This window comes from Priestia sp. YIM B13489, from assembly GCF_042787645.1.
In the GTDB taxonomy this organism is placed as follows: Bacteria; Bacillota; Bacilli; order Bacillales; family Bacillaceae_H; genus Priestia; species Priestia megaterium.
Window position 1 is genome coordinate 875020 of sequence record NZ_JBHZOQ010000053.1, and the last position, 25040, is coordinate 900059.

A 25040-nucleotide genomic window follows, 5' to 3' on the forward strand; every position below is an offset into this window, starting at 1 on the left:
GTCAACACTCCCTATGGTTTAATTTCTTCCATATATTCTTTTATTTTAGATTCTTCCAATCCCCCAATAAAACTGTCTACAATCTTTCCGTTTTTATCAATTAAAAATGTAGTCGGCAGAGGATCTATTCCGTATGCACCCAACACTTGTGAATCTTTATCCATCAAAATCGGAAAAGATAGCTCATACTGTTTAGCAAATTGCTCTACTGCTATATTCGTTTCTGCAACGTTAACAGCTAGAATTTCGACACCTTGCTTTTTATATGATGCATACTGCTTTTCCATAGCCGGCATCTCTTGTTTACAGGGCTTGCACCATGTTCCCCAAAAATTCAAAAAAACTCCTTTGCCTTTGTAATCTGATAGCTGATGAGTTTCTCCATTAACATCTCTTAATATAAAGTCAGGTGCCTTATCTCCTACTGATACCTTTTGTTTATCAGCAAAAAATTGAGCATAAAGGGTATATCCAACCGCGCACAGCAAAACTGCCAATATAACTGTTCGAATAATCAAGCGCTTTTTTTTCATGGCACGAACTCCTTTTAACCGCTTTCAATACGCTTTTTTCTACCATTATATCATTTTTGTGGTAGTGGCTTTCCAATAATATTTCGACGTTTCTGTGAAGTCTTCCTCTCATTCTACAAGTTCGACATTTTTTCGAAAAACCTTGCTTGTTTTTCTAATTCACGACATTTTTCATAAAAAAAACAGGTAAGTGAAAATTACTTACCTGTTTGAGACATTGAATATAATTGTTTGACTTCATGCGCTGTAAGCTCACGAGCTTCTCCTGCATTTAATCCGCGTAAATCTAAAGGTCCGTAGCGTTCACGTTTTAATTTTAAGACAGAATGCCCAATTGCATCGAACATGCGACGTACTTGACGATTTTTCCCTTCATGAATCGTCAATTCCACAATCGCCGTCTGCTTACTTTTATCAATAGAAAGAACTTTTGCACGAGCTGGTGCTGTTTTTCCGTCCTCTAGCATCACACCGCGCTGCAGCTGTCTGATTTTTTCACGACTTGGAATTCCTTTAATTTTAGCTACATACACTTTGTCCACTTCAAATTTAGGGTGCATTAGCTGATTAGCAAATTCACCGTCGTTTGTTAAAAGAAGTAAACCCGACGTATCATAGTCTAGACGTCCAATTGGATAAATTCTTTCTTCTACATGTGGAAAGAAGTCAACGACTGTTTTTCTTCCCTTGTCGTCGTTAGCAGCTGAAATTACGCCTCTTGGTTTGTATAACATAAAATAAACGGGCGCTTCGCTTTCTACAGGCACTTCGTCTACTTCAATTTTATCGTTAGGACCTACTTTCGTGCCCAATTCTCTTACAACTTTTCCATTTACTTTCACTCGGCCTTGGCCGATTAATTCTTCAGCTTTACGTCTTGATGCTACACCTGCGTGAGCAATCACTTTTTGTAATCGTTCCATTAACACTTCACCTCTTGTAACATCTTACTTGTTTACGAAGTAATACACAAGTGTATTTGCCACTCAGAGGTAGAATTTTCGATTTCTTACCGGCCAAACACAAGGATTACAATGACAACTGAGGCAATAATTCCTACCAAATCTGCCAGTAAACCAACCTTCAGCGCATCTCCCATTTTTTTAATGCCAACCGCTCCGAAATAAACCGTTAAAATATAAAATGTGGTATCTGTACTTCCCTGCATGGTCGATGCCAAACGACCGATAAAAGAATCAGGTCCGTATGTAGAAATTAGATCCGTCGTGATACCAAGAGCAGCCGTTCCAGATATCGGTTTGATAAGAGCTAAAGGTACAATTTCAGCCGGAACGCCGACTGCTTGCAGCATAGGTTTTAAAACAGATAAGAAAAAATCAAGCGCTCCTGAAGCTCGAAAAATAGAGATGCTCACTAACATGCCGACTAAGTAAGGAATGATGGAAAAAGCAATTTGTAATCCGTCTTTCCCTCCCTCTACAAACTTTTCATACGTAGGAATTTTTTTATAGGTTCCATAAAGTAAAATGCATCCTACAATAAGAGGAATAAACATCAATGATACTTGATTAAGCATAGTCATTTTCGTTTTCCTCCTTTTCGTGTACGTCGATAATAAAAGAAGCGATCAATGATGATAGCTCCTATCGTAGCTACAACAGTTGCTAAAAGCGTGGTACCGACAATTTCAGTAGGATTAGCCGAGTTATACGTAATCCGAATGGCAATAACTGTGGTTGGTATAAGTGTTAAACTGGTTGTGTTAAGTGCTAAAAGTGTGATCATAGAACGGCTTGCTTCGTCTCTATCGCCGTTTAGCTTTTTAAGCTGCTCCATCGCTTTAATGCCAAGAGGAGTTGCCGCATTCCCGAGCCCAAACATATTCGCCATCATATTGGACAATATGTACCCTAAGGCCGGATGATCTTTTGGAACATCAGGGAAAAGTCTTGTAATGATGGGTCGAAACAGTTTCGCTAACTTGTCGAGAAGCCCTGCACTTTGAGCAATATTCATCATCCCTAACCAAAAGACCAGCACGCTGATTAACCCAATGCTGATGGTCACTGCTTCGCCTGCTCCTTGAAAAATTGCTTTGTTTACATCACCAATTTTTCCATTTATAATCGCAAAAACAATTCCGATAATGGTCAGCAGCATCCAAATAACATTAACCATCTGTTTTGGCTCCAGACTGAATAAACATTAATCGCTTCACTTTATCAAAAAAACCTTTTTGCTGCTCGGACTGCTTTTCGAAATAAATTGGAACACTGTCAATCGTCTCTCCACTTCTATAAATATCGAGCTTTCCTACCACATTTGGAACTTCCCCTGTTTCTTTCCACTGCTTTTTAGGCTGAATTAACGTTGTTTTTACTTCTACAGAGCTTTGCTCTTTCTTTGTGAGCGGATAGACGACATTTCGTTTAATATACAGCTGATCTTTATAAAAAGAATCCTTTATATCTGCCAACTCGCCTTTTGCAGCTAAACTGGTCATATCATATTTATCAAATGCATTTTCATACATGGAAATGTGATCGTTCCAATCATCTGGGGCATTGATCGTTACGGCGATTAAATCCATTCCATCTTTTGTAGCAGTTGTCACAAGCGTTCGTTTTGCTAATTTTGTATACCCTGTTTTTCCGCCAGTACAGTATGCATATAGTGTTGTCAGCAGTTTATTTTTGTTTTTCCACACTCGATCCCATTTCTCTTCAGGATGCTTCATTCGATAGACTTTTGTTCCTGAAATCTCTTTGAAAATTTTATTATTCATTGCATAGCGCATGAGCAGAGCCATATCGTGCGCGGTTGAGCGATGATTTTCATGGTCGTCTAACCCATGCGGATTTTGAAATGTTGTATTTGTCATGCCAATTTCTTCTGCTTTTTTATTCATCAAATAAACAAATCCATCTTCGCTTCCTCCAACGGCTTCTGCGATAGCTACAGCAGCATCATTACCTGAACGAAGCATCAAGCCATATACTAAATCTTTTAATTTTATTTTTTCACCTTCAACTAAATACACAGAAGAACCTTCAACACCAACTGCGCTGTGGCTCACGGTAACTGTTTTATTTATTTTGCCAGATTCAATCGCCAGTATTGCTGTCATAATTTTTGTAATGCTAGCAATTCGGCTAACTTGATCTGCATTTTTAGCATATAACACTCTCCCTGATTTCTGTTCCATCAAAATAGCACTATGAGCACTTACGCTCCCTGCTGCAGATGATATGGAAGGCCAACCGCTGAGACATAGCAATACAATAAATAGATAGATGATACTTTTTTTGCTTCTTTTCATGTCATCCCCGTCCCTCTACCTGTTTGTACAAGTTTATGCTCGTCTTTTTTGGTTATGAATGAAAAGATTTGTCCATACAAAAAAGAACATAGAAAAAACTCTATGTTCTTTTACATTTTCACTTCATTTCTTGAAACGATTGAAAAAACAAGTCTGCTTCTTGATCGGTTCCTTCTTGTAATAAATCTTCTGGAAGCGGCGGCAGCTCTTCGATACTTTTAAGGCCAAAATAGCCTAAAAATTCTTTTGTCGTTCCGTATAAGATGGCCCGCCCTGCGCCTTCCGCTCGTCCCACTTCCTTTAATAAAACTTTTCCAATTAAAGTTTGAAGAGGTCTTTCCGTTTTCACTCCGCGAATCTCTTCGATTTCAGCTCTTGTAATTGGCTGCTTATACGCTACAATAGCTAACGTTTCAAGCGCTGCTTGTGATAATGATTGATTAGCGGGAGCTTCTACGAGCTTCTCAATATATGGTGCATAGTCTTTTTTTGTGACAAGCTGATAGGCCCCTCCTATTTCAACAAGTGTAACTCCTCTGAACTTACACTCTTGCTCTAAGCTCTCCAAAGCACCTTGAATGTCTTCATGAGGCTTTTCTATAATCTCAGCTAACCGGCTAATGGATAGACCTTCATCACCAGAAACAAAAAGTAAGCTCTCAATAATAGCCTGTAGATTATTCGTTGTCATTCCTCTTCATTCCTTTCTCGATACGATACATAAAGCTCGTCTAGATTGTGCTGCTGTTCCACAACGATTTCATTTTCTTTCATTAATTCCAGCACAGCTAAAAACGTTACAACAATATGATCACGCTCTTGATAAGGAAACAGCTGATAAAAACTTTTTTTCCCTTTAAAGACTTTTAATTCATTCACAATTTCACTCATGCGCTTGTCAATTGGAATGTCTTGCCTTGCTATTTTTGTCTGCATAGGCTTTTTATTTTGCTTTCGTTTCATCAACTTTTGAAAAGCACTTAGCATATCATACAGTGATATATCCAATCCTTCATCCTGAGGCTGCGTACGTTCTTCTGCATTTATTTGCACATTACTTGGAGGTTTTGTATACACATGACTTTGGTCTTCTTCCAGCTTTTGAAGCTCTACAGCCGCTTCTTTAAACTTTCGATATTCAATTAAGCGCTGCATCAATTCTTCACGCGGATCTTCTTCATCGACCATTTCAATTTCATCCATATCTTCTTCATACGTAGGCAGAAGCATTTTACTTTTAATTTGAAGCAAAGTTGCTGCCATGACTAGATATTCACTGGCAACGTCTAGCTGAAGCTCATTCATTGTATGTATAAACATCATATATTGCTCAGTAATTGTCGCTACTGGGATATCGTAAATATCAATTTCAAATCGGTTAATCAAATGCAGAAGAAGATCTAAAGGTCCTTCAAACGCATCTACTTTTACACTATACTCCACTTTTATCTCACCAACACTTTTCAATTGCTTATCATTTCTGCTGCTTTATATAACGTTACTATCATTAGTATAGAGGATTATAGACACATGTCCAATACAAATTAACGTAAAAATAGGTCATTTGCCCATACAAAAAGTTTAAACATACATATGATGTCAAGGTAATAAGATTTTGAAATGGCTGAAGGAGGAACTCGCATGGGTGAAAAATCTTGTGGATACGGTAGCGGTTTCGCTTTAATTGTTGTACTGTTTATTTTATTAATTATTGTTGGTTGTTCTTGCTTACGCTTCTAACCACACATATTGAATAAAAACAAACGTGTTCGCCATACCTTGAGCACGTTTGTCTCTTTAAAGGCACCGCGCTGATGAATAGCTAATTTTTGTGATACACTACATATAGAGCCTTACCAGGAGGGAACAAGATTGTATTCACAAGCCTATATTGATTATTTAGTTCATTTTCATGGCGACCGGGATTACTTTGAATGTCATGAACTGCTAGAAGAACACTGGAAAAAAGACCAAAGAGGACACCGCAATATTATTTGGGTTGGCCTTATTCAAATTGCTGTTTCACTCTATCATCATCGACGCCAAAATTTCGCTGGAGCCAAAAGAACGATGCAAAAGGCGCTGGCAATTTTAACGAAGGAAGAAGAAAATATTGCACAGCTTGGACTTAATTATCCTTCACTGCTTAAACTTCTTCGCAAACAATTAGCTTTAATCGATACCTATCAGCCATATAAAAGTATTAACTTGCCCATTGAAGATCCAGCATTATTACGAGCTTGCAAACAAAGAAGCACTGATAAACAGCTTGTCTGGTTATCAGCTTCTAATCTGCAAAATGATGCGATTGTTCATCGTCACAGCACGCGAGATCGGTCAGATGTGATTGCGGAAAGACAAGCGAACTTATTGGCAAAACAAAACAACAGGTAGCTTCTAGCTACCTGTTGTTTTATGATGACTAAGATGTGAAAGAAGCTTTCACACCTTACCTAATCATGCTTTTTTTATTCATCCGCCTGACACTTTTCATAAAACGGAGCGATGATTTCACTCGGCTTAATTTGTGCAGTCGTATACATTTCTTTAAGAGCTTTAATCATTTTTTTGCCAATGCCCTGTTGGCGGTGTGAAGGGTTTACACTGACGTGTTGAACCTCAATCAAACTTTTATCGAGCATGGAAATGCCAACAATCCCAATAATATCTTCTTCTTGCTTCCAAAGATACAGCTGCCAATGTTCGTTTTGCTCATATTCTTTCATCGTTTGTTGAAGTTTTTTTAAATCTTTTTCCGTAGGTACAAACGATAGAAGACCCATGGCAATTTTTTCATAGTTTCGTTTATAGCGAATAAGCATACGATTCTCCCTCGTCCTCAAACTTTCCTACAAATTAATGCGCTGCGTTTTTTACTGCTTTTATCATACAAAATTTATAAGTAAATAGCAATATTACACAAAAGCTTGTCCTATGTCATGCGTGTATGAGAAACCTAATCTATTACGCTTTTTGAGCTGTTGCGCGAAGAAAAAACGCCGTAACCCCCTGTAAAAGGTTGTTATGACGTTTTATCAGCTAATATCCATTTATAGCAGTATGCTCTTATTCTTCCCAGACTTTTACTTCTTTCATTACGTCGCCATTTTTCATTTTTAACACTGTATCAAGTCCTTCTGTTACTTTTCCAAATACAGTGTGAACACCGTTCAAATGAGGCTGTGGCTCATGAACAAGAAAGAACTGACTGCCGCCTGTGTCTTTACCAGCATGTGCCATTGATAGAGAACCCGCTTCATGTTTGTGAGGGTTTCCTTCTGTTTCACATTTAATTGAGTAGCCAGGGCCGCCAGCACCTGTACCAGTTGGGTCTCCTCCTTGAGAAACAAATCCAGGGATAACGCGGTGGAACGTTACGCCGTTGTAGAATCCTTCATTAGCTAACTTTTCAAAGTTTTCTACTGTTCCTGGTGCTTCGTTAGGAAATAAATCGATTAGAATTTTTTCGCCATTTTCCATTAGAATACTTGCTTTTTTCATATAAATGACCTCCAATATATGTATTAGTACCGCTATAGGCTCTGTTTTTCCTATCAAAGCGGCAAAACGTAAAAGTTGTAAGTGCCACCTAGAGTAGAACACTTACATTTATAAACTCACTCTATTCTACTACAAACAAGCTCATGAATTCAATGAATGCACTTCTTCACTTTCTTCTCGTAGGGATCTAAATAAAAAATAGTAGTTGTGAGATGAAACTTTTTATAGTATCATCCGTCTAATACAGTGACAGAGATACATAGATTTCATTTCATATAGAAATCTACGCCTCTAGACTGATTTATGGGAAAATGATGAATTGACTCTGTTACTTCAGACCTGCCCGTATTATAATAGGGCAAGTATGGGATTAAAGGAGGAAAAAGGTTTGAAATTAACGATAAAAGCAATGATGGTGACATTAGGTCTTCTTCTATTCCTAACCGCACCCTTAAAAAGTTTTGCAGATGCTGCTCCGGGCGATGTTATTATTACATTAGGTCAGGACTTAACCAGCTCTCAGAAGCAGCAGGTATTAAATGACCTTGATGCACCAAGCAATGCTCAAACAGTAACCGTGACAAACCAAGAAGAGCATGAATATTTAGGTGACTTTATTCCAAAGGCTACTATTGGATCTCGTGCTATTTCATCTTCTAGTATTACCCTTGGTTCAAAAGATTCAGGTTTAAGCGTATCAACTCAAAATATTAATGGTATTACAGACGACATGTATATTAATGCTTTGATGACCGCCGGCGTTAAAGATGCAAAAATCCAGATTACCGCTCCATTTGAAGTATCTGGTACAGCTGCTTTAACAGGTATTATGAAAGCATATGAAGTTCAAACAGATCAAAAAATCCCAGAAGAAGTAAAAAAAGCAGCCAATGAAGAGATGGTCCAGACATCTGAGCTTGGTGAAAAAATCGGTAAAGAAAAAGCAGCGCAGTTTATGGCAACGATTAAAGAAGAAATTGCCAAAGAAAATCCTCAAACAAAGGACGATTTACGCACGTTAATTCAGCGAGTGGCTGATGATTTAGGTATTAAATTAACAGATTCAGAGCTTAATACACTTGTTGATTTTTTCAATCGTTTAAAAGATATGAACATCGATTGGAATCAAGTAAAAGACCAACTTTCCGCGACAAAGGAAAAAGTAACAACATTTCTTCAGTCAGAAGAAGGCCAATCATTTCTTGATAAATTAAAGCAATTCTTTGTTGATATTATTAATGCTATTAAATCGTTATTCTCATAAAAAAAAGAGCCTCTTGAACAAGAGGCTCTTTTTTTTACGTTAATCACTCGTTACTTTTTTACCGTCACCTTGTATTTCACGTCATTTTTTACAATGTCTTCATACGTTTCGCGTTTTACGACTAGCTGTGCTTCTCCATCTTCCACGAACACGACAGCTGGCTTTGGCAACCGGTTATAGTGACTTGCCATAGAATAACCGTATGCCCCTGTACAAAACATCGCTAATAAATCATCTGGGTTTGCTTTTGGAAGGTGTACATCCCACATCAGCATATCCCCCGATTCGCAGCACTTACCCGCAATAGATACAAGCTCATCACTCTCATCATTCATTCGATTGGCAATGACCGCTTCATATTTCGCTTGATACAGCGCAGGACGGATATTGTCGTTCATTCCTCCATCAATGGCTACATATTCACGTACATTAGGTACATGCTTACGAGAACCAATTGAATACAGAGTCGTTCCAGCATCTCCTACAAGAGAGCGGCCAGGCTCAATCCAAATTTCAGGGATTTCTACCTCTAACTGTTTAGACTGCTTTTTGACCTCTTCTATAATAACTTCCACATACTGCGAAACAGGAATAGGCTGATCTTCTTCCGTATAACGAATGCCAAAGCCGCCGCCTAAATTTAATACTTGCGGAACAAATTCTATACGTTGTTTCCACTCTTTCATTTTTGCAAAAAGCTTTTGAGTCGCCATAATAAATCCGGTTGTTTCAAAAATTTGAGATCCTATATGACAGTGAATACCTAAAAGTTCTAGCCCCTTGCTATCTTGCACAAGACGCACAGCTTCGTCTGCTTGACCGTTTTGAAGATCAAACCCGAACTTCGAGTCTTCCTGCCCTGTCAAGATATAATCATGTGTATGAGCTTCAATTCCGGGTGTTAATCTGAGAAGAACAGGCATCTTTTTTTGATACTGTTCCGTTATTTCCTGAAGCAATGCAATTTCATAAAAATTATCAACTACAATGCATCCTACATCTTCTTTGATGGCCATTTCTAGTTCTGCTCGGCTTTTATTGTTTCCATGAAAATGAATCCGTTCTTTCGGAAAGTCAGCTGCTAAAGCCGTATACAGTTCTCCTCCCGAAACAACGTCTAACGAAAGACCTTCTTCATGAACGACTTGGACCATGGCAATTGTAGAAAAAGCTTTGCTTGCATAAGCGACCTGTGCTTTTATCCCATACTTTTCAAATGTTTCTTTAAACCCTCTAGCACGCTGCCGAATTAAAGCCACGTCATATACGTAAAGGGGCGTCCCAAAATTTGATGCTAATTCAACCGTATCAACTCCACCAATTTCAAGATGACCCTGTTTATTTATGCGACTTGTTCCGTGTAAAAACATGTTTAGACCCCGTTCCTGTGTATAGTGTAAAAAAGACAGTTAACGGCAATTCGCTGCTAACTGTCTAAATATTTATTATTTTCCATATTTAAAACAAATCTATCACATCTTCATACAGGTTTCAACCACATATTTTGTTTAAGGTTTTGCAGGCTGGCGGTCTTTGTCCTGCGGATGTACAATACTAGGACGCGGATTTGCTCCAGGAACCGGTGTACGAATAATAATCTGCCATAAAGCCTGCGGGTTGAATGGAAGAAACGGCCACAAATAAGGCGTATTCAATGATTTTAATCGCGCCATATAGAGAATGATACACGTTGTTGCAATAAGAAACCCTGGAGTATGAAAGGCCGCCACAAAAATTAACAGAAACAATCGCAGCATTTTATTTGCTACTGCTAACTCATAGCTTGGCGTTGCGAATGAACCAATTGCTGCAATAGCCACATACAAAATAACCTCCGGAACAAAGAGACCTACATCAATAGCAATTTGCCCAATAAGCGCAGCGGCAATCAAGCCCATCGCCGTGGCGAGCGGCGTCGGCGTATGAATGGCCGCCATCCTCAGAAATTCAATCCCAAAATCAGCTAGGAAAATTTGAACAACAGTTGGAATATTTGTTGCTTCGTTTGGTCCAATAAACTGCAATTTTGACGGCAGCAAGTCTGGCTCAAGTACAAATAACAGCCATAGCGGTAATAAGAAAAGAGAAGCAAGAATTCCTAAAAACCGTATCCAGCGGATAAACGTACCGACAGAAGGAGCCTGCCTGTATTCTTCTGCATGCTGCACGTGATGAAACAGCGTAGTTGGCGTAATAATAACGCTTGGAGACGTATCGGTAATAATGATCACATGCCCTTCTAGTACATGAGCTGCTGCTGTGTCCGGACGTTCTGTATAGCGTACCATTGGAAAAGGATTAATTCCTTGTTTGACTAAAAACTCTTCAATTGATTTGTCAGCCATCGGCAAACCATCTATATCAATTGCTTCCAGTTCATCTTTTATCAGTTTAACCAGCCCTGGATCAGCTACGCCATTTATGTACCCAATCGCTACGTCCAGTTTTGATCGTTCGCCTACCTTCATAATTTCAAAACGAAATCTTCCGTCACGAATTCGTCTTCTTGTTAACGCTGTATTGATAATGATGTTTTCAGTGTATCCATCTCGTGCTCCGCGAATCACTTTCTCTGTATCCGCTTCTTCAGGGGATCTGCCAGGATATGTACGCACATCGACTTCAAAGCCAACTTCTTCACCGTCAATTAAAACGAATAGCAGTCCTGATAAAACCGACACCATTCCATCATCCAGCGTCTTTAAAGGCTTGACTTGCTGATGAATAAGACGGTTTTCAACAATATCCTTTAGCTTTGCTCGTTCAACTTCATTATCATTAATTTGAACGAGCACTTTTGTAATTTCAATAATAAATGAACTATCGCACAGTCCTGTTACATAGTAAACATGAACTTCTCGATCCAGAATAAGTAGTTTACGCACGCCCACATCGAAGCTTGTATTCATACTAGCGTTTTCTTTGAACCACTGATCGTTTTTTTGTACTTTCGAAAAAATAGCTGTTTTCTGCTCTGCTAGCTTATCCAAACGAACCGCTCCTTTCTAAAATAAGTCTTGCTGCTTTTTCTGTAATAGGACATCCCAGTTTAACATCATCCATCCTAGCCATTTTGCCGATATCCCCTATTCCTACGACTAAGGGAATATCGAGCTGATCCAAGCAGTAAACTGTATCTCCATTAATTCGTCCGACTTCTAACTCTTGAATTCCGCTTTTATCCACGCCGTAATGCGATATTTCTCCAAAACGATCAATGGTTACATCCACTCTTGTCCATTCGCTTTGATGAGTACGTGACGCGACAGCGATCACTCCAAGAACTTCTACTTGAGGATGCTTTGCTACATGAAGCAAAGCAATTTCCCCAGGTCCTTCCTCTAAGAAACCGCTATCGTCAAACATTACAAAGACAGGGTCATATGGTGCTTGAAGAATTAAATCTACCGTTTGACTACCTGTTAACGTAGTAGGGTTTCCATATGACCTGGAAATGCATCTGCCACCAACCGCTTTAGCTACATGCTCAATTGCTTTGCGTGCATATTCATCCCCATCAGTTACAATAATGACCCTTCTTTTTTCCATAATCTTTTATCCTTTCGGTTTAAAGATTAACGCGATAATAAAAGCAAATAAAATAGCTGCTGAAATTCCAGCTGAGGTAAGTTCAAAAATCCCAATCCCAATCCCGATAAATCCATGGTCATCCGCTTGCTTCATCGCTCCGTGCAGCAAAGAATGACCAAAGCTTGTAATTGGAACCGTCGCTCCAGCGCCAGCAAATTCAATTAACTTATCATAAAGACCAAATCCATCTAAAATCGCTCCTGCAACTACAAACGAACTCATGACGTGTGCTGGAGTAAGCTTAGCAAGATCAAGCAGCAGCTGCCCAATAACGCAAATGATTCCTCCTACAGCAAAAGCTATTACATACTCCATTGATCATCCCCCCTCCCCAATATGTTCTAAGACGACGCCATGAGCAATTGTTGGAATTGACTCTTTTTGCTGAATCATCGTTGGACTTAAAAGAGCTCCTGTTGCCACCATAAACACTTTCTTTAAGTTTCCTGATTTTAATTCATTTAAAATATGCCCATACGTGACAATAGCGGAGCAGCCGCAGCCGCTTCCTCCTGCAAATACATTTTGATCAGGGCGATATACCATTAATCCGCAATCATTATGATTGGTTGATATATCGTAGCCTTCGTCCTTGAGCAGCTGTTTTAAGATTGGACTTCCTACACCTGATAAATCTCCTGTTAAAATAAGATCATACTCGCTTGGAGCAATGTTTAAGTCTTCCAAATGTCTTTGAATGGTATCTGCAGCAGCTGGTGCCATAGCAGAACCCATGTCGTTTGCATTTTTAATCCCGTAATCCATTACCCGACCAATCGTTGCAGACGTGAGACGCACAATACCTTTTTCTTTCGAGACCAGCGCTGCCCCTGCTCCCGTAATGGTTGCCGTTGCTGTATCTGGTTTTTGTCCTCCGTACTCCGTAGGATTTCGAAATTGGCGTTCAGCCGTTGCGTTATGACTGCTCGCTGATGCAATAACACGATTAGCAAACCCTGCATCTACAAGAGCTGCTCCCGTTGCGAGCGTTTCCATTGATGTGGAGCAAGCGCCAAACATGCATAGAAATGGAATTTGGTTATGTCGGGCTACAAAATTAGCCGTTACGTTTTGATTTAATAAATCTCCAGCCAAAAACAAATCAACGTCTTCATAAGATAAATTTATTTTTTGCAAGCAGGAATCAATAGACTCCGTCATAAGCCTTCTTTCAGCTAGCTCCCAGTTGTCTTCTTCACAGTGCAAATCTTTATGTGTAATATCAAATGTTTCTCCTAACGGTCCATCTGCTTCTTTTGGTCCTACAGCTGTTCCTGTGGCATTAATATAAATAGGGTTTTCATAAACCCACGTTTGCTTTCCAGTTTTTCTCATAATCCCCCTCTTTTCATAGCAAATAAGTTTTAAAAAGGTAGCGAATGATTCCTACAACGTAAGCCGAAACCGTTCCAAATACAATGACGTTTCCAGCCAGTTTGAACATGTTCGTCGCAATTCCAAGAACAATCCCTTCACTTCGATGTTCAAGCGCTGCACTCGTCATGGAATTGGCAAAACCCGTAACAGGAACAGCTGAACCTGCACCTGCGAATTGACCAATACGATCGTATATCCCAAACCCGGTTAAAAGCGCAGATATTAAAATAAGGGTTGCAACGGTAGGATTACCTGCATTTTTTTCATTAAAGTCAAAAAATGCAATATAGAAATTTTGAATTGCCTGTCCTAATGTACAAATGATTCCCCCTACCAAAAAGGCTTTTAGGCAATTTGCCACATATGAAGGTTTAGGCTGAAATGGTTTAATGCTTTCTTGATAGTTATCTTTTAATTTTTGATTATTTGCCATGTTACATACATCCTTTTCTTATTGATTAACAAAATAAATCCAATGAAATAATGATCCGCATACTTTGCCTAGTACAATGGCCATTAACAATAAAATAAGCTTGCCTTCCATCCCTATTCGTTTCGTTAACGTCGGCAATACATTAAGCACTTCTGTTAACGCTGCTGCCAGCATCCCAATAAAAATACCGCTCGTTAGACCTATGATCATAATAAGCACCGCAGGAAACTGCCACGTGTATTGATGAAGACTGCACCACCCGCCTGTAACAGCGCCACCCACCACTCCCCATTCATATGCTTGAATATATTTCATGGTTTTGGTCAGCTGCATCAAACGCGGAATAATGCCCAGCACCGTTAAAAATGCTACAAACCCAGCACCTGCAGCCAGTCCTCCCGCAAGTCCAATTACAATGGTCATCACAATGTTAATGATCATCAATTTTTTTCATACTTTCTTTATTCTCGTGCATAATGACGTATTGATCTAAGTCTTGCTGGTAATTAAACATTTCGACTTCGAGAGGACTAGGCTCTTCATTAATTCGTTTTCTAAAGACATGGTTAAAAAACAGAATCATTCCCAGGCCTAAACCGATAGAGTAAGGTACTTGAATCAGCAAAGGCTGCTTATCTCTCAGACCGGTCAGCATATAGAACAATTTTTGATGGACTTGTCTCATACTCACATCTTCGTGAAAGTTCATAATTGCCAAAGCAGCTCCGATGAAGAGAAGAAACCAAACAGCTAGAAAAAACAAAAAGGAATATTGTTTCTTTTTATACACGACCTCTACAATCGTTTGAGCGGGTCCAATCGTCTGAATGTCTAAATGCGGATACCGAGAGGCAACTTTTTCAATTACCTTCATTAAATCAACAATGATAATATTTCGATCACTCATACTTACTTGATATACAACTAGCTTTTCAATTTGCTTTTGAACAGAATCTCCTGCTATAACCATTGCTAATTGTCCAATATTTACAGCTTCATCAGGTTTTACTTGAATACGATGTCTCATTTTAAGATAAAGAACGTTTTCCATTCATATCACACCTTACGATTCATTATCTCCCTGTACGTGTAGTATGGATTTTCTTAAATTTTCTAATTCACGTTTCTGAACAGACCATTAATTACCAAATAAAAAAAGCAATCCGTTTCACTATTCTTCTTTGAATAGCAAAACGGATTGCTTCTTAAGTATTACGTATCATTCATATGCAGCTTCATTTGTTTTAAGATTTTCTTCTCAAGCCTCGATACCTGAACTTGAGAAATTCCCAGCCTTGCGGCCACTTCGGACTGAGTTTGATCTTTGTAATACCTCAAATAGACAATGAGCTTTTCACGCTCATCAAGTTCTTCAATTGCTTCTTTTAAGGCAATTTTATCAAACCACTTCGCTTCCGTATGATCAGCAATTTGGTCAAGAAGGGTAATTGGATCTCCATCATTTTCATAGACGGTCTCGTGAATAGACGAAGGAGCACGATTAGCTTCTTGAGCTAGCACTACTTCTTCAGGAGTGAGATCCAAATGTTCTGCAACCTCAGCGACTGTAGGGACGCGTCCAAGTAATTTGGAAAGCTCGTCTTTTGCCTTACGTATTTTATTGCTCATTTCTTTCAGAGAACGGCTAACTTTTACCGTGCCATCATCACGAATAAATCGCTGAATTTCACCAATAATCATTGGAACAGCATATGTTGAAAATTTAACATCATACGATAAGTCAAATTTATCAACGGACTTTAATAGCCCTATGCACCCAATTTGAAATAAATCATCGGGCTCATAACCACGGTTAATAAAACGTTGAACAACCGACCAAACGAGCCGCATATTTTTTTGGACAATTGTATCTCGTGCAATTTGATCACCTTGTTGACTGCGCTTGATGAGGTCTTTAACTTCATGATCCTTTAAATACGGTTCGTTTTTATTTTTTTTGACCTCCACATCCATTGGCAAGTCTCCTTAATTACATAGCGCTTTACTATTTGTTAAGTGCTTTTTTAAATATAAGGTCGTACCTTCTAATACAGTAGACTCCACTCGAATTTCGTCCATAAAGTTTTCCATTATGGTGAAACCCATTCCAGAACGTTCTAGATCTGGTTTGGTTGTGTATAAAGGCTGCTTGGCTTCATCCACGTTATCGATACCAATTCCTTCATCACGAATCATCAGCTCGACTACACCGTCTTCATGAAGCGTCACAGAAATATATACCACACCATCCGGATTGCTTTCGTAGCCGTGAATAATAGCATTTGTTACTGCTTCAGATACGACTGTTTTAATTTCTGTTAACTCATCCATTGTTGGATCTAACTGCGTAATAAATGATGCTACCGTGACGCGGGCAAACGATTCATTTTGACTAAGCGCGGAAAATTGGAGGTTCATTTGATTTTTCATTATGCCACCCCCAATTTTTGAAGCGCGTTTTCTTCATTAGGTTCAAAACGAATAATTTTAAATAAGCCTGACATATTAAACAAACGTTCTACGGCGGGAGAAATAGCGCATACAACCATTTCCCCGCCGTTATTATGAACCTGTTTGTATCTCCCTAAAATAACCCCCAAGCCAGAGCTGTCCATAAAGGTTAAATGCTGTAAATTTAAAATCAAATGGCTGATAGATTCCTTCTCTATCGCTTCGGTGATTTTGCTTCTTAGCTCTTCTGCCGTATGATGATCTAATTCTCCTGTTAATCGAACCAACAAGACATCTTGTTTGAATTCCAATTCAATCGAAAGACTCACTATACAAACCTCCTCGGAAATCTTATAGTCAGTCTTTCGCTGCCGACAGAATAGAATCCTTCTCACCGACAAAACTAGTTCTATTTCGTCACATTTAGCTGTTTAAGATGTTTGAGAGAAAATAGAGAATGTACGTTTGAATATCTTCCACCAAGAAGCAGCATCAATATCTTCTTTTGCAAGAAGCGGTGAAGAACTAACTACTTTGCTATCCTTCTTAATGGTCAACATTCCAATTTTGTCGCCTTTTTGAATAGGCGCATTTAGCTTCTCGTTCATTTTCACTTCTGTTTTAACGTCTTTGGCTGCATTTCCTTTTTTCAATAAAACCGAAATAGGCTCGGACGTAACAGCTGTTACCTGATCTTCGCTACCCTTGTTTACATCTATCTTGGTAATAACGTCTCCTTTTTTGTATAAAGGCTTCGTTGTATATTGACTGAATGCGTAGTCTAACATTTTGGTTACTTGATTATTGCGATCTTTTGGCGTGCTTGCACCGAATACAACCGCTAACACACGCATATTTCCCTTTTTAGCGGTAGCTGTCAGGCAATACTTAGCTTGACCTGTAAATCCGGTTTTGAGTCCATCAACGCCGGGATAAAACTTTACTAAGCGATTTGTATTTACTAACCAAAACTTCTTATCTGTATCCGTGCGCAAATAAGCTTCGTATTTACTTGTATAGTTAATAATTTTTTCATACTTTAGCAGCTCTCTGCCCATCATGGCCATATCATGAGCTGTACTATAGTGATTTTCTACAGGCAGGCCTGTCGGATTTTGAAATTTTGTATGAGTCAAACCAAGCTCTTTGGCTTTTTGGTTCATCTTTGCTACAAATTTTTCTTCTGATCCAGCTAAATATTCAGCCATTGCCATAGAAGCATCGTTACCGGAACCTATCGCAATCCCTTTTAGCAAATCATTTACCGTCATTTCTTCTCCGGGCTCTAAAAAGATTTGTGAGCCTCCCATTGAAGCGGCATATTCACTTGCCCGCACTTTATCTTTTAAGGTAATTTTCCCTTTATCCAAAGCCTCCATAATTAAAATCATTGTCATAATTTTAGTCATACTGGCAGGGGGAAGTTCTTGATTACTATTTTTTTCGTATAGAATTTTTCCTGTATCCCGTTCAATTAAAATAGCTGACCTAGCACTGTCAGCAAGCTCGGAATTCTTTTTTTCTGCGGCTAAAACAGGTTGCGTCATAAGTGGAAATAAAAATATGACAACGAGTAACTTTACAATAGTTCGCTTCATCTCCACAAACCTCCATTCTTTATACAACCTATTTTTTCCAAGGTATAATCGATTTATACTAAGGGAAATAAAAAAAGCATCGAGAAATTCTCGATGCTTGAAGTCATATTTTCTTCTTATTTTTGATAAGCTGGAAGCTGCTTTACTACTTCTTTTACAAGCGATAAAAACTGCTGTTTTACTTTTTCAGTCGTTTCAATTACTTCTTCATGATTTAACGGCTGATCTAAAATACCAGCTGCCATATTAGAAATACAAGAAATACCTAGCACTTTCATACCTGCATGGCGTGCCACAATAACTTCTGGCACTGTAGACATACCGACCGCGTCTCCCCCGACAATGCGAAGCATACGCACTTCAGCAGGCGTTTCATATGTTGGACCTGTATTTCCTACATATACACCTTCTTGTAAGGCGATATTTAAATCAGCTCCTACCTTCTTCGCTAATTGACGAAGATCCTTGCAGTAAGCAGTTGACATATCCGGGAACCTTACTCCGAAATCAGAGTCATTAGGTCCAATCAAAGGATTCGTTCCAAAATTATTAATATGATCAGAAATAATCATTAAGTCTCCTGGATTAAAGGATTCGTTTACTCCGCCCGCTGCATTCGTTACAATCAACGTTTCTACACCGATTTCTTTCATTACGCGCACTGGAAATGTTACTTTATCAAGAGCGTACCCTTCATAAAAGTGAAAACGTCCTTGCATAGCTACAACCGGTACATCATAAATAGTACCTATTACTAATTGACCTGCATGACCTTCAACTGTTGAAACCGGAAACTCAGGAATGTCGTTATACGGAATTTTTACCGCGCCTTCAATTTCGTCAGCTAATACCCCTAGTCCAGAGCCTAAAATAAGCCCAATTGTTGGTGTAACAGCTGATTGATTTTTAATATATGCTGCTGCTTTTTCAATATATTCTTTTTTCATACTCCATTCCCCCTGCTTAATTCAACTCTTTTAAAAAACTTTTTCCATGCTTAGGCATTGCTACGACAAAATTTTCTGCTACCGTTGCGCCAATATCCGCAAACGTTTGACGAATAGAAAGTTCTTTTCCTTCTTGCATGCCTTTATTGTACACAAGAAGCGGCACGTATTCACGCGTATGGTCTGTCCCATGATGAACAGGGTCATTTCCATGATCCGCTGTAATAATCAATAAATCATCTTCTTTTAATAAATCAAATACTTCTTCTAAGCGGGCATCATATTCTTCAAGTGCTTGCCCATATCCTTGTGGATCGCGGCGATGACCATAGAGAGCATCAAAATCAACTAAATTTAAGAAGCTTAAGCCTGTGAAGTCCATGTTTAATGTATCAACTAGCTTATCCATGCCGTCCATATTCGATTTGGTACGAAGAGATTTTGTTACCCCTTCTCCGTCGTAAATATCAGAAATTTTACCGATAGCAATAACATCGATGTCATTGTCTTTTAATTCATTCATTACTGTACGTCCAAAAGGCTTTAATGCATAGTCATGACGATTGGATGTACGTGTAAAGTTACCTGGTTCACCTAAAAACGGGCGAGCGATAACACGTCCAATCATATATGGATCATCAAGCGTTAATTCACGAGCAATCTCACAAATTTTGTACAATTCATCAATTGGAACAATTTCTTCATGAGCAGCAATTTGCAAAACAGAATCTGCTGATGTATAGACGATTAAGTCACCTGTTTCCATATGCTGTTTTCCTAGCTCATCCAAAATTTCTGTACCAGACGCTGGTTTGTTCCCAATGATTTTTCGACCTGTTTTTTCTTCTAATTGTGAAATCAGTTCTTCTGGAAATCCATCTGGAAATACATTAAAAGGCGTATCAATATTAAGACCCATAATTTCCCAATGTCCTGTCATTGTATCTTTTCCTGCAGAAGCTTCCTGCATTTTTGTATAGTAAGCCAACGGTTTTTCGGCTTTATCGATTCCTTTAATTTCACGGATATTGCTTAGGCCAAGCTTAGCCATATTAGGCATACGAAGACCGTTGCAGTGCTCTGCAATATGACCAAACGTATCCGCACCTTTATCATTGTATTTTTCAGCATCCGGTGATTCACCGATACCCACTGAATCCATGACAATTAAAAATACGCGTTTATATGTATGCGCCATTTTATTCCCTCCAAATATCAATTTATTTATTCTCTATAAAATTCCCGTTTGGAAATAATTTAACCATCTTCTCTTATTGGTCAGAAGTCTGACCTCTCTATTAGTATAGACGCTTTTTATTTTTTTGTACACATGAATGAAAGTGTTTTCAATCAAAAAAACCAATGTCTATGAACTCATTGGACATTGGAATCTTCCTACGCTCGCGGATGAAACTGATTGTATACATCTTTTAAACGTGCTTTTGTAACATGTGTATAAATTTGAGTGGTCGAAATATCCGCATGCCCCAGCATTTCTTGAACGGCTCTCAAGTCCGCGCCGTTCTCTAACAAATGAGTAGCAAACGAATGCCGTAACGTATGTGGAGTTAATTCTTTTTCAATTTTTGCTTCAGAAGCTAACTTTTTTAATATTTTCCAAAACCCCTGCCTTGTTAAACGCCTTCCGTGATGATTAACAAAGAGTGCTTTGTCCTGTTCCTTTTGCTTTGTTAAAACACTCCGGCTATGCTGTAAATACTCTTCGATAGCCTCCGTTGCCAACCTTCCGATGGGGACAATTCTTTCTTTATTTCCTTTTCCGATACAACGAATAAATCCCATCGTCAAATGTGCATCATCAATATTTAAGTTAACGAGTTCAGACACACGAATTCCAGTAGCATAAAGCAACTCAAGCATCGCTTTGTCTCGTATGCCAAAAGGCGTCGAAGTATCAAACACATTTAACAGCGCCTCTACTTCTTCTGCATTTAGCACTTTTGGCAGCTTGCGCTCAAGCTGCGGGGTATCAATATGAACAGATGGATCTGTATCCGCTGCTTTTTCTCTTAGTAAGAATTGATGAAAAGATCTAGTTGAAGCCACATGTCTCGCAATCGTTTTAGATGACTTTTGCTGATCACTTAAATATTTCAGAAAATTAACGATGTGGAGTCTTGTTACTTCATTAAATGATTTGAGCTGCTCTACATGTTCTAAATATTGAGCATACTTTTTTAAATCTCGTTCATACGAATCAATTGTATTTTTCGCTAGTCCCCGCTCTACTACTAAATAATGAATAAAATCTTGAATTTGATCATTCAATAGCCTCTACTCCCCGTTTTGATAAAACATAAATAAACGCTCTAGCCACGTCTGATCTTTGTTCACACTTGCTTGCATGACCTTAACTGCTGAACCCGACGGCTCATCATAACGTTTATAATTTTGATACTCTTGAGATACCCATATCATTCCAAAATAAAACAAAAGAGTAAACCCGGTAAATAAGATAAATACTTTACATGTATTATATACCATTTCAGCCCATGATTTCATGAAACAATTCCTCCAATTTTTGATTCTATTAGAAGATATGCCAATTGGGACAGGTTTTATACATGTTTCTTGCCTTTATACACTGAGTTCTCTCCTGCTCATTTCCTTTCTTTCTATAAAACCATGTAGCTTATAAACTCGTTATTTTTTTATTTATGTACAACAAAAAACCTTCTCCATTAGGGAAAAGGCTTTTACTGCTTGTCTTCTTTATCCTGACAGCGATGGCAAATGCCATGAAATGTCAAGCGGTGATCTTTAATTTTAAAATTCCATTGCTTTTCCACAATTTCTTCAACGTCTTCAAGCAAATCTTCTTGAATTTCGTCCACAGATCCACATTCCATACACACAAGGTGATGATGAAAGTGTGCGGCTCCTTCTTGTCTTAAATCGTAGCGAGAAACGCCATCGCCAAAGTTTATTTTATCAACAATTTTAAGTTCAGTTAACAATTCTAACGTACGATAAACAGTTGCCAATCCAATTTCCGGAGACTTTTCCTTGACGAGGAGATATACATCTTCGGCACTTAAATGATCCTCTTCATGTTCAAGAAGTACTCTTACAGTCGCCTCACGTTGAGGTGTCAATTTATAGCTAGCTGAGTGCAACTGCTGCTTAATTCGCTCAATTCGACTTTCCATAATTATTCCCTCCCTCGCCATTCACTAATCCATTATATCAGATGTGTCGAGGGTGTCAAAATAAAGTTATTATTAATAAGAAAAAAGAATTCTTTTTACTTAATACTTATTCTTATTTATTTAATAGAGCCATTACACTTTTCATTAAAGTAGGTGATACGTAAGCTTCAATTGTAGCTGCACAGGCAACCAAACATATCATAGCAATCATGGTTCCGCTGTAGCGTAAAAATGAGGCGGAAATAGGCTCCGCTGCTTTTTTAAAAAACTGCTGCCGCACAAGCTTCAAAGAAAAGGCAACTGAAGCTGCAGACAAGATCAGAAATGCCGGTATGAGAAAGATATTTTGCGGCATAACAGATACAAAAGATAGCGCAAACCCAGAGAGTCCCATTTGATTGACTAAAAAGCCTACGGTAAAACCAATCACCATTCCTTTTAAAAACAGCAAAATTAACACTACAGGCAAACCAATAATGGCGATTCCTAATATCCAAATGAGCCCCAAGTATTTAACATTATGAAAAAAACTTTGCTGAAACATTTCAACGCTGCTTGCTACTTCTCCGCTCTTTACCTGTCCGAAAAACCGGTTTAAATAGAAGTACAGGTCTTCTTTTTGATCAAGCGTTAAACTATTTACAACAATAGCCCCAAAAATGATTCCCATTAAAAACAGCACGGTCACAAACAAATAAATAGAACTGTTTTCTTGAAAATGTCTTGCATACGATAATGGCAATTGTTTTTTTCTCATCGTCTTCCTCCTATTAATCGCTTAATAGAGTGTATGATAGAGTACAAAAACTATGCCAAGAATCTTTTGAATCTATCAAATAAAAAAAGAGAATGAAACATAATGAAATCTACATTCACCATCACCTTAAAAAAATCCGAACGAATTTGATTCCCTATCAAGAATCTCTATTCATCGTTCGGATGTTCCTTTAACTAAAATATGGTTGTCACACATTTTTTTTAGTTAGAGATACACGCATGCCTGTTTTTCTCACACCAAATGACGTTTCAATGTAAACCTCTAATTGCTAGATTGCCGTTCGTATGTAAAAGAAAAAACTCTCTTACTCTCCTAACCCGCTTTTTAACTGTAAGTACTGCACAGCATAGGCTGTTTTTGCATCATAAATTTCCTTGTTTTGAATAAGAGTAAGGGCCTCATCTACCGTAACTTCCATCACTTCAACAAATTCATCTTCGTCTAATTCCGCTTTGGTGGTCATCACTTTTAAATCTTCCGCTAAATAAAGATGCACCAACTCATCCGCAAAACCTGGTGATGTATAAAAAGAAATAATATGGCTAAGCGAATCTGTCGTATAGCCCGTTTCTTCTTCTAACTCACGTTTTGCCGTCACAATCGGCTCTTCTCCTTTTTCTAGCTTGCCGGCTGGAATTTCGACTAAAATACGATCCATCGGCCTGCGATACTGTTTGACCATAACCATTTTGTGGTCGCTTGTTAACGCAATGACAGCTACGGCTCCAGGGTGCTTAACTACTTCTCTTGTACTCGTTTTTCCGTTTGGAAGCTCTACTTCTTCTAAGTACAAATCAATCACTCTGCCTCCAAATAGCTTTTCAGAAGACAGCATTTTTTCTGTTAAATGATCCATTTTCTACACCTCGTTCTATTTTTTTGACTCTTACATATATTCTATCATACGAACCTTGGGAGGTAGAAAAAATGAAAGTTTATGTTCACGAGAAGCAAATCATTTTGGTCGGTAAAGCATGGGAAATCAAGCAAAAGTTAAAAGAATACGGCGAACAATTTCAGTATGTAGATGAATGGACGAACGCTATCTCTCAAAATTTTAATTCTTACAAACAAGCAGACTGCAGACACTAATTGTGCTGCAGTTTTCTAATCTTCTTATTTGAGTTTCCCTCTATCATAGCGCTACAATAGATAGAAACAAGGAAAAAATAAGGAGTGACATATATGGAAAAAAGACGCTTAGGTACTTCAGACTTGCTTGTCAGTACATTAGGTTTAGGATGCATGTCTCTTGGAACGGAACAAAAACACGCTGTCAATATGATTGATGAAGCTCTCGAATATGGCATTAATTATTTCGATACAGCAGATTTATATGATTTTGGCTTAAACGAGGAGTTTGTGGGACAAGCCCTAAAAAAACGCAGAAATGATATTATTTTAGCCACAAAAGTGGGGAATCGCTGGAATGATGCAAAAGACAGCTGGACATGGGATCCGTCTAAAGCTTACATAAAAGAAGAAGTAAAAGAAAGCCTGCGCCGTCTTCAAACAGATCACATCGATTTATATCAACTGCACGGAGGAACCATTGAAGACAATATTGAGGAAACGATTGAAGCATTTGAAGAATTAAAACAAGAAGGCGTCATTCGCTACTATGGCATTTCATCTATCCGCCCAAATGTGATTCGAGAGTACGTGCAAAATTCTTCTATTGTTAGCGTCATGATGCAATACAGCTTGTTAGACAGACGCCCTGAAGAAAGTGCACTTCCTCTTTTACATGACAACGGCATTAGCGTTGTAGCGAGAGGTCCAGTAGCCAAAGGGCTGCTAACCGAAAAAGGAGAGCAAAAACTTGCTGCATTCGAGGGCAAGGGCTACTTAGATTATAGCGGTACGGAATTAGCAAAAACGATAGAAGAATTTCGTCACGTACGACCAACTCACTCTCTAAACTCAACGGCACTTCAATACTGTTTAGCTAATCCTACGGTAGCCTCGGTTGTAGCAGGAGCAAGCTCTTCTTCACAGCTTCGTGAAAACGTCAAAGCTGTCGAGGCTTCCCCGCTTCAGCCTACTGAAATTAGCAAGCTGCAATCAATCTTTAAAGCAAATCAATACGAAGCTCACCGTTAAAAAATAAAAGCGCC

Annotated in this window: 33 protein-coding genes; 5 read left to right on the forward strand and 28 right to left on the reverse strand. The window is 38.6% G+C overall.

Annotated elements, in window-relative coordinates:
- Nucleotides 1-11: 11 nt before the first annotated feature.
- The 7 genes from resA to ACFX4W_RS10390 form a co-directional block, all read right to left on the reverse strand.
- Nucleotides 12-533, reverse strand: a complete 522-nt coding sequence (gene resA / locus ACFX4W_RS10360) for a thiol-disulfide oxidoreductase ResA (protein WP_013059054.1) — start codon at nucleotides 531-533, stop codon at nucleotides 12-14.
- A 197-nt stretch (nucleotides 534-730) separates the two neighbouring features.
- The gene (locus ACFX4W_RS10365; protein WP_013059055.1) at nucleotides 731-1456 is read right to left on the reverse strand and encodes a pseudouridine synthase; all 726 of its coding nucleotides are present in this window, start codon (nucleotides 1454-1456) and stop codon (nucleotides 731-733) included.
- 86 nt (nucleotides 1457-1542) lie between these two features.
- Nucleotides 1543-2076: a spore maturation protein gene (locus ACFX4W_RS10370; RefSeq protein ID WP_013084923.1), complete on the reverse strand. Its 534-nt coding sequence runs from the start codon at nucleotides 2074-2076 to the stop codon at nucleotides 1543-1545.
- Nucleotides 2073-2672 carry a nucleoside recognition domain-containing protein gene (locus ACFX4W_RS10375; RefSeq protein WP_043976337.1) on the reverse strand — a complete coding sequence of 200 codons (600 nt, stop codon included), beginning with the start codon at nucleotides 2670-2672 and terminating at the stop codon, nucleotides 2073-2075. Before ACFX4W_RS10375 ends, ACFX4W_RS10370 begins: the two co-directional genes overlap by 4 nt.
- Nucleotides 2665-3813, reverse strand: coding sequence for a D-alanyl-D-alanine carboxypeptidase family protein (locus ACFX4W_RS10380; RefSeq protein WP_043976335.1), 1149 nt, complete (start codon nucleotides 3811-3813; stop codon nucleotides 2665-2667). Before ACFX4W_RS10380 ends, ACFX4W_RS10375 begins: the two co-directional genes overlap by 8 nt.
- Before the next feature lie 118 nt (nucleotides 3814-3931).
- Entirely contained in the window at nucleotides 3932-4504 is a 573-nt protein-coding gene (gene scpB / locus ACFX4W_RS10385; RefSeq protein WP_013084925.1) for an SMC-Scp complex subunit ScpB, read from the reverse strand.
- On the reverse strand, nucleotides 4501-5256 hold the full coding sequence (locus ACFX4W_RS10390; RefSeq protein ID WP_080781556.1) for a segregation/condensation protein A: 756 nt from the start codon (nucleotides 5254-5256) through the stop codon (nucleotides 4501-4503). Before ACFX4W_RS10390 ends, scpB begins: the two co-directional genes overlap by 4 nt.
- Before the next feature lie 198 nt (nucleotides 5257-5454).
- Here ACFX4W_RS10390 and ACFX4W_RS10395 point away from each other — a divergent pair, with 198 nt between their 5' ends.
- Together ACFX4W_RS10395 and ACFX4W_RS10400 are read left to right on the forward strand one after the other, a co-directional pair.
- Nucleotides 5455-5553: a YjcZ family sporulation protein gene (locus ACFX4W_RS10395; RefSeq protein WP_170836726.1), complete on the forward strand. Its 99-nt coding sequence runs from the start codon at nucleotides 5455-5457 to the stop codon at nucleotides 5551-5553.
- Between the two features lie 132 nt (nucleotides 5554-5685).
- A complete protein-coding gene (locus ACFX4W_RS10400; protein WP_043976333.1) occupies nucleotides 5686-6207 on the forward strand; it encodes a DUF309 domain-containing protein in 522 nt (173 codons plus the stop codon).
- 74 nt (nucleotides 6208-6281) lie between these two features.
- Here the strand turns inward: ACFX4W_RS10400 and ACFX4W_RS10405 are convergent, their stop codons facing one another.
- Nucleotides 6282-6635 carry a GNAT family N-acetyltransferase gene (locus ACFX4W_RS10405; protein ID WP_013059063.1) on the reverse strand — a complete coding sequence of 118 codons (354 nt, stop codon included), beginning with the start codon at nucleotides 6633-6635 and terminating at the stop codon, nucleotides 6282-6284.
- A 244-nt stretch (nucleotides 6636-6879) separates the two neighbouring features.
- On the reverse strand, nucleotides 6880-7314 hold the full coding sequence (locus tag ACFX4W_RS10410) for a peptidylprolyl isomerase (RefSeq protein ID WP_013059064.1): 435 nt from the start codon (nucleotides 7312-7314) through the stop codon (nucleotides 6880-6882).
- 388 nt (nucleotides 7315-7702) lie between these two features.
- On the opposite strand from ACFX4W_RS10410, the gene ACFX4W_RS10415 reads away from it, so the two are divergent.
- Nucleotides 7703-8578: a DUF1002 domain-containing protein gene (locus ACFX4W_RS10415; protein WP_013059065.1), complete on the forward strand. Its 876-nt coding sequence runs from the start codon at nucleotides 7703-7705 to the stop codon at nucleotides 8576-8578.
- 50 nt (nucleotides 8579-8628) lie between these two features.
- Here ACFX4W_RS10415 and lysA read toward each other — a convergent pair whose 3' ends face one another.
- The 19 genes from lysA to ACFX4W_RS10510 all read right to left on the reverse strand — a co-directional run bounded on the left by lysA (nucleotide 8629) and on the right by ACFX4W_RS10510 (nucleotide 23779).
- Complete coding sequence (lysA, locus tag ACFX4W_RS10420) at nucleotides 8629-9948, reverse strand: diaminopimelate decarboxylase (RefSeq protein WP_377559369.1); 1320 nt, start codon at nucleotides 9946-9948, stop codon at nucleotides 8629-8631.
- Between the two features lie 138 nt (nucleotides 9949-10086).
- Entirely contained in the window at nucleotides 10087-11568 is a 1482-nt protein-coding gene (locus ACFX4W_RS10425) for a spore germination protein (RefSeq protein ID WP_043976329.1), read from the reverse strand.
- Nucleotides 11561-12127, reverse strand: coding sequence for a stage V sporulation protein SpoVABEA (gene spoVAEA / locus ACFX4W_RS10430; RefSeq protein ID WP_043976326.1), 567 nt, complete (start codon nucleotides 12125-12127; stop codon nucleotides 11561-11563). Before spoVAEA ends, ACFX4W_RS10425 begins: the two co-directional genes overlap by 8 nt.
- A gap of 6 nt (nucleotides 12128-12133) precedes the next feature.
- The gene (gene spoVAE / locus ACFX4W_RS10435; protein WP_013059069.1) at nucleotides 12134-12484 is read right to left on the reverse strand and encodes a stage V sporulation protein AE; all 351 of its coding nucleotides are present in this window, start codon (nucleotides 12482-12484) and stop codon (nucleotides 12134-12136) included.
- 3 nt (nucleotides 12485-12487) lie between these two features.
- On the reverse strand, nucleotides 12488-13504 hold the full coding sequence (gene spoVAD, locus ACFX4W_RS10440) for a stage V sporulation protein AD (protein ID WP_043976324.1): 1017 nt from the start codon (nucleotides 13502-13504) through the stop codon (nucleotides 12488-12490).
- 13 nt (nucleotides 13505-13517) lie between these two features.
- Nucleotides 13518-13979 carry a stage V sporulation protein AC gene (gene spoVAC / locus ACFX4W_RS10445; protein ID WP_025750442.1) on the reverse strand — a complete coding sequence of 154 codons (462 nt, stop codon included), beginning with the start codon at nucleotides 13977-13979 and terminating at the stop codon, nucleotides 13518-13520.
- 18 nt (nucleotides 13980-13997) lie between these two features.
- Nucleotides 13998-14420: a stage V sporulation protein AB gene (locus ACFX4W_RS10450; RefSeq protein WP_014458301.1), complete on the reverse strand. Its 423-nt coding sequence runs from the start codon at nucleotides 14418-14420 to the stop codon at nucleotides 13998-14000.
- The gene (locus tag ACFX4W_RS10455; RefSeq protein ID WP_043976321.1) at nucleotides 14410-15030 is read right to left on the reverse strand and encodes a stage V sporulation protein AA; all 621 of its coding nucleotides are present in this window, start codon (nucleotides 15028-15030) and stop codon (nucleotides 14410-14412) included. The genes ACFX4W_RS10450 and ACFX4W_RS10455 overlap by 11 nt, the downstream gene beginning before the upstream one ends.
- A 161-nt stretch (nucleotides 15031-15191) precedes the next feature.
- Nucleotides 15192-15953, reverse strand: coding sequence for an RNA polymerase sporulation sigma factor SigF (gene sigF, locus ACFX4W_RS10460; RefSeq protein WP_013059074.1), 762 nt, complete (start codon nucleotides 15951-15953; stop codon nucleotides 15192-15194).
- Nucleotides 15954-15965: 12 nt separating this feature from the next.
- Complete coding sequence (gene spoIIAB, locus ACFX4W_RS10465; RefSeq protein WP_013084935.1) at nucleotides 15966-16409, reverse strand: anti-sigma F factor; 444 nt, start codon at nucleotides 16407-16409, stop codon at nucleotides 15966-15968.
- Nucleotides 16409-16759 carry an anti-sigma F factor antagonist gene (spoIIAA, locus tag ACFX4W_RS10470; RefSeq protein ID WP_013084936.1) on the reverse strand — a complete coding sequence of 117 codons (351 nt, stop codon included), beginning with the start codon at nucleotides 16757-16759 and terminating at the stop codon, nucleotides 16409-16411. The genes spoIIAB and spoIIAA overlap by 1 nt, the downstream gene beginning before the upstream one ends.
- 102 nt (nucleotides 16760-16861) lie before the next feature.
- Nucleotides 16862-18028, reverse strand: coding sequence for a D-alanyl-D-alanine carboxypeptidase family protein (locus tag ACFX4W_RS10475; protein ID WP_043976319.1), 1167 nt, complete (start codon nucleotides 18026-18028; stop codon nucleotides 16862-16864).
- A 116-nt stretch (nucleotides 18029-18144) separates the two neighbouring features.
- Nucleotides 18145-18975, reverse strand: a complete 831-nt coding sequence (locus ACFX4W_RS10480) for a purine-nucleoside phosphorylase (RefSeq protein ID WP_043976317.1) — start codon at nucleotides 18973-18975, stop codon at nucleotides 18145-18147.
- A gap of 16 nt (nucleotides 18976-18991) precedes the next feature.
- A complete protein-coding gene (gene deoB, locus ACFX4W_RS10485) occupies nucleotides 18992-20173 on the reverse strand; it encodes a phosphopentomutase (protein ID WP_377559370.1) in 1182 nt (393 codons plus the stop codon).
- 197 nt (nucleotides 20174-20370) lie between these two features.
- On the reverse strand, nucleotides 20371-21264 hold the full coding sequence (xerD, locus tag ACFX4W_RS10490) for a site-specific tyrosine recombinase XerD (protein ID WP_013059080.1): 894 nt from the start codon (nucleotides 21262-21264) through the stop codon (nucleotides 20371-20373).
- Between the two features lie 6 nt (nucleotides 21265-21270).
- Nucleotides 21271-21498 carry a YqzK family protein gene (locus ACFX4W_RS10495; RefSeq protein WP_013059081.1) on the reverse strand — a complete coding sequence of 76 codons (228 nt, stop codon included), beginning with the start codon at nucleotides 21496-21498 and terminating at the stop codon, nucleotides 21271-21273.
- A gap of 194 nt (nucleotides 21499-21692) precedes the next feature.
- Nucleotides 21693-22145 (reverse strand): ferric iron uptake transcriptional regulator, encoded by a 453-nt coding sequence (gene fur, locus ACFX4W_RS10500; protein WP_013059082.1) that lies wholly within the window; start codon nucleotides 22143-22145, stop codon nucleotides 21693-21695.
- Nucleotides 22146-22257: 112 nt separating this feature from the next.
- Nucleotides 22258-22902, reverse strand: a complete 645-nt coding sequence (gene spoIIM / locus ACFX4W_RS10505; protein ID WP_013084941.1) for a stage II sporulation protein M — start codon at nucleotides 22900-22902, stop codon at nucleotides 22258-22260.
- A 325-nt stretch (nucleotides 22903-23227) separates the two neighbouring features.
- Nucleotides 23228-23779 carry an NUDIX hydrolase gene (locus ACFX4W_RS10510; protein ID WP_013059084.1) on the reverse strand — a complete coding sequence of 184 codons (552 nt, stop codon included), beginning with the start codon at nucleotides 23777-23779 and terminating at the stop codon, nucleotides 23228-23230.
- Nucleotides 23780-23850: 71 nt separating this feature from the next.
- On the opposite strand from ACFX4W_RS10510, the gene mciZ reads away from it, so the two are divergent.
- Both mciZ and ACFX4W_RS10520 read left to right on the forward strand, forming a co-directional pair.
- Complete coding sequence (mciZ, locus tag ACFX4W_RS10515; RefSeq protein WP_013059085.1) at nucleotides 23851-24015, forward strand: Z-ring formation inhibitor MciZ; 165 nt, start codon at nucleotides 23851-23853, stop codon at nucleotides 24013-24015.
- A 93-nt stretch (nucleotides 24016-24108) separates the two neighbouring features.
- Nucleotides 24109-25026 carry an aldo/keto reductase gene (locus ACFX4W_RS10520; RefSeq protein WP_043976314.1) on the forward strand — a complete coding sequence of 306 codons (918 nt, stop codon included), beginning with the start codon at nucleotides 24109-24111 and terminating at the stop codon, nucleotides 25024-25026.
- Nucleotides 25027-25040 lie beyond the last annotated feature (14 nt).

Bases quoted from the DNA above. Each gene is read 5' to 3' on its own strand.
- mciZ (WP_013059085.1), top strand. From the start codon at position 23,851: ATGAAAGTTTATGTTCACGAGAAGCAAATCATTTTGGTCGGTAAAGCA.
- ACFX4W_RS10475 (WP_043976319.1), bottom strand. From the start codon at position 18,028: ATGAAGCGAACTATTGTAAAGTTACTCGTTGTCATATTTTTATTTCCA.
- ACFX4W_RS10455 (WP_043976321.1), bottom strand. From the start codon at position 15,030: ATGGAAAACGTTCTTTATCTTAAAATGAGACATCGTATTCAAGTAAAA.
- spoVAEA (WP_043976326.1), bottom strand. From the start codon at position 12,127: ATGGAAAAAAGAAGGGTCATTATTGTAACTGATGGGGATGAATATGCA.
- spoVAE (WP_013059069.1), bottom strand. From the start codon at position 12,484: ATGGAGTATGTAATAGCTTTTGCTGTAGGAGGAATCATTTGCGTTATT.
- spoIIM (WP_013084941.1), bottom strand. From the start codon at position 22,902: ATGAGAAAAAAACAATTGCCATTATCGTATGCAAGACATTTTCAAGAA.
- ACFX4W_RS10495 (WP_013059081.1), bottom strand. From the start codon at position 21,498: ATGAAATCATGGGCTGAAATGGTATATAATACATGTAAAGTATTTATC.
- ACFX4W_RS10450 (WP_014458301.1), bottom strand. From the start codon at position 14,420: ATGATCATTAACATTGTGATGACCATTGTAATTGGACTTGCGGGAGGA.
- ACFX4W_RS10520 (WP_043976314.1), top strand. From the start codon at position 24,109: ATGGAAAAAAGACGCTTAGGTACTTCAGACTTGCTTGTCAGTACATTA.
- ACFX4W_RS10375 (WP_043976337.1), bottom strand. From the start codon at position 2,672: ATGGTTAATGTTATTTGGATGCTGCTGACCATTATCGGAATTGTTTTT.
- spoIIAB (WP_013084935.1), bottom strand. From the start codon at position 16,409: ATGAAAAATCAAATGAACCTCCAATTTTCCGCGCTTAGTCAAAATGAA.
- ACFX4W_RS10510 (WP_013059084.1), bottom strand. From the start codon at position 23,779: ATGGATCATTTAACAGAAAAAATGCTGTCTTCTGAAAAGCTATTTGGA.
- ACFX4W_RS10365 (WP_013059055.1), bottom strand. From the start codon at position 1,456: ATGGAACGATTACAAAAAGTGATTGCTCACGCAGGTGTAGCATCAAGA.
- ACFX4W_RS10370 (WP_013084923.1), bottom strand. From the start codon at position 2,076: ATGACTATGCTTAATCAAGTATCATTGATGTTTATTCCTCTTATTGTA.
- ACFX4W_RS10480 (WP_043976317.1), bottom strand. From the start codon at position 18,975: ATGAAAAAAGAATATATTGAAAAAGCAGCAGCATATATTAAAAATCAA.
- ACFX4W_RS10395 (WP_170836726.1), top strand. From the start codon at position 5,455: ATGGGTGAAAAATCTTGTGGATACGGTAGCGGTTTCGCTTTAATTGTT.
- ACFX4W_RS10410 (WP_013059064.1), bottom strand. From the start codon at position 7,314: ATGAAAAAAGCAAGTATTCTAATGGAAAATGGCGAAAAAATTCTAATC.
- resA (WP_013059054.1), bottom strand. From the start codon at position 533: ATGAAAAAAAAGCGCTTGATTATTCGAACAGTTATATTGGCAGTTTTG.
- deoB (WP_377559370.1), bottom strand. From the start codon at position 20,173: ATGGCGCATACATATAAACGCGTATTTTTAATTGTCATGGATTCAGTG.
- fur (WP_013059082.1), bottom strand. From the start codon at position 22,145: ATGGAAAGTCGAATTGAGCGAATTAAGCAGCAGTTGCACTCAGCTAGC.
- spoVAD (WP_043976324.1), bottom strand. From the start codon at position 13,504: ATGAGAAAAACTGGAAAGCAAACGTGGGTTTATGAAAACCCTATTTAT.
- scpB (WP_013084925.1), bottom strand. From the start codon at position 4,504: ATGACAACGAATAATCTACAGGCTATTATTGAGAGCTTACTTTTTGTT.
- spoVAC (WP_025750442.1), bottom strand. From the start codon at position 13,979: ATGGCAAATAATCAAAAATTAAAAGATAACTATCAAGAAAGCATTAAA.
- sigF (WP_013059074.1), bottom strand. From the start codon at position 15,953: ATGGATGTGGAGGTCAAAAAAAATAAAAACGAACCGTATTTAAAGGAT.
- ACFX4W_RS10405 (WP_013059063.1), bottom strand. From the start codon at position 6,635: ATGCTTATTCGCTATAAACGAAACTATGAAAAAATTGCCATGGGTCTT.
- ACFX4W_RS10380 (WP_043976335.1), bottom strand. From the start codon at position 3,813: ATGAAAAGAAGCAAAAAAAGTATCATCTATCTATTTATTGTATTGCTA.
- lysA (WP_377559369.1), bottom strand. From the start codon at position 9,948: ATGTTTTTACACGGAACAAGTCGCATAAATAAACAGGGTCATCTTGAA.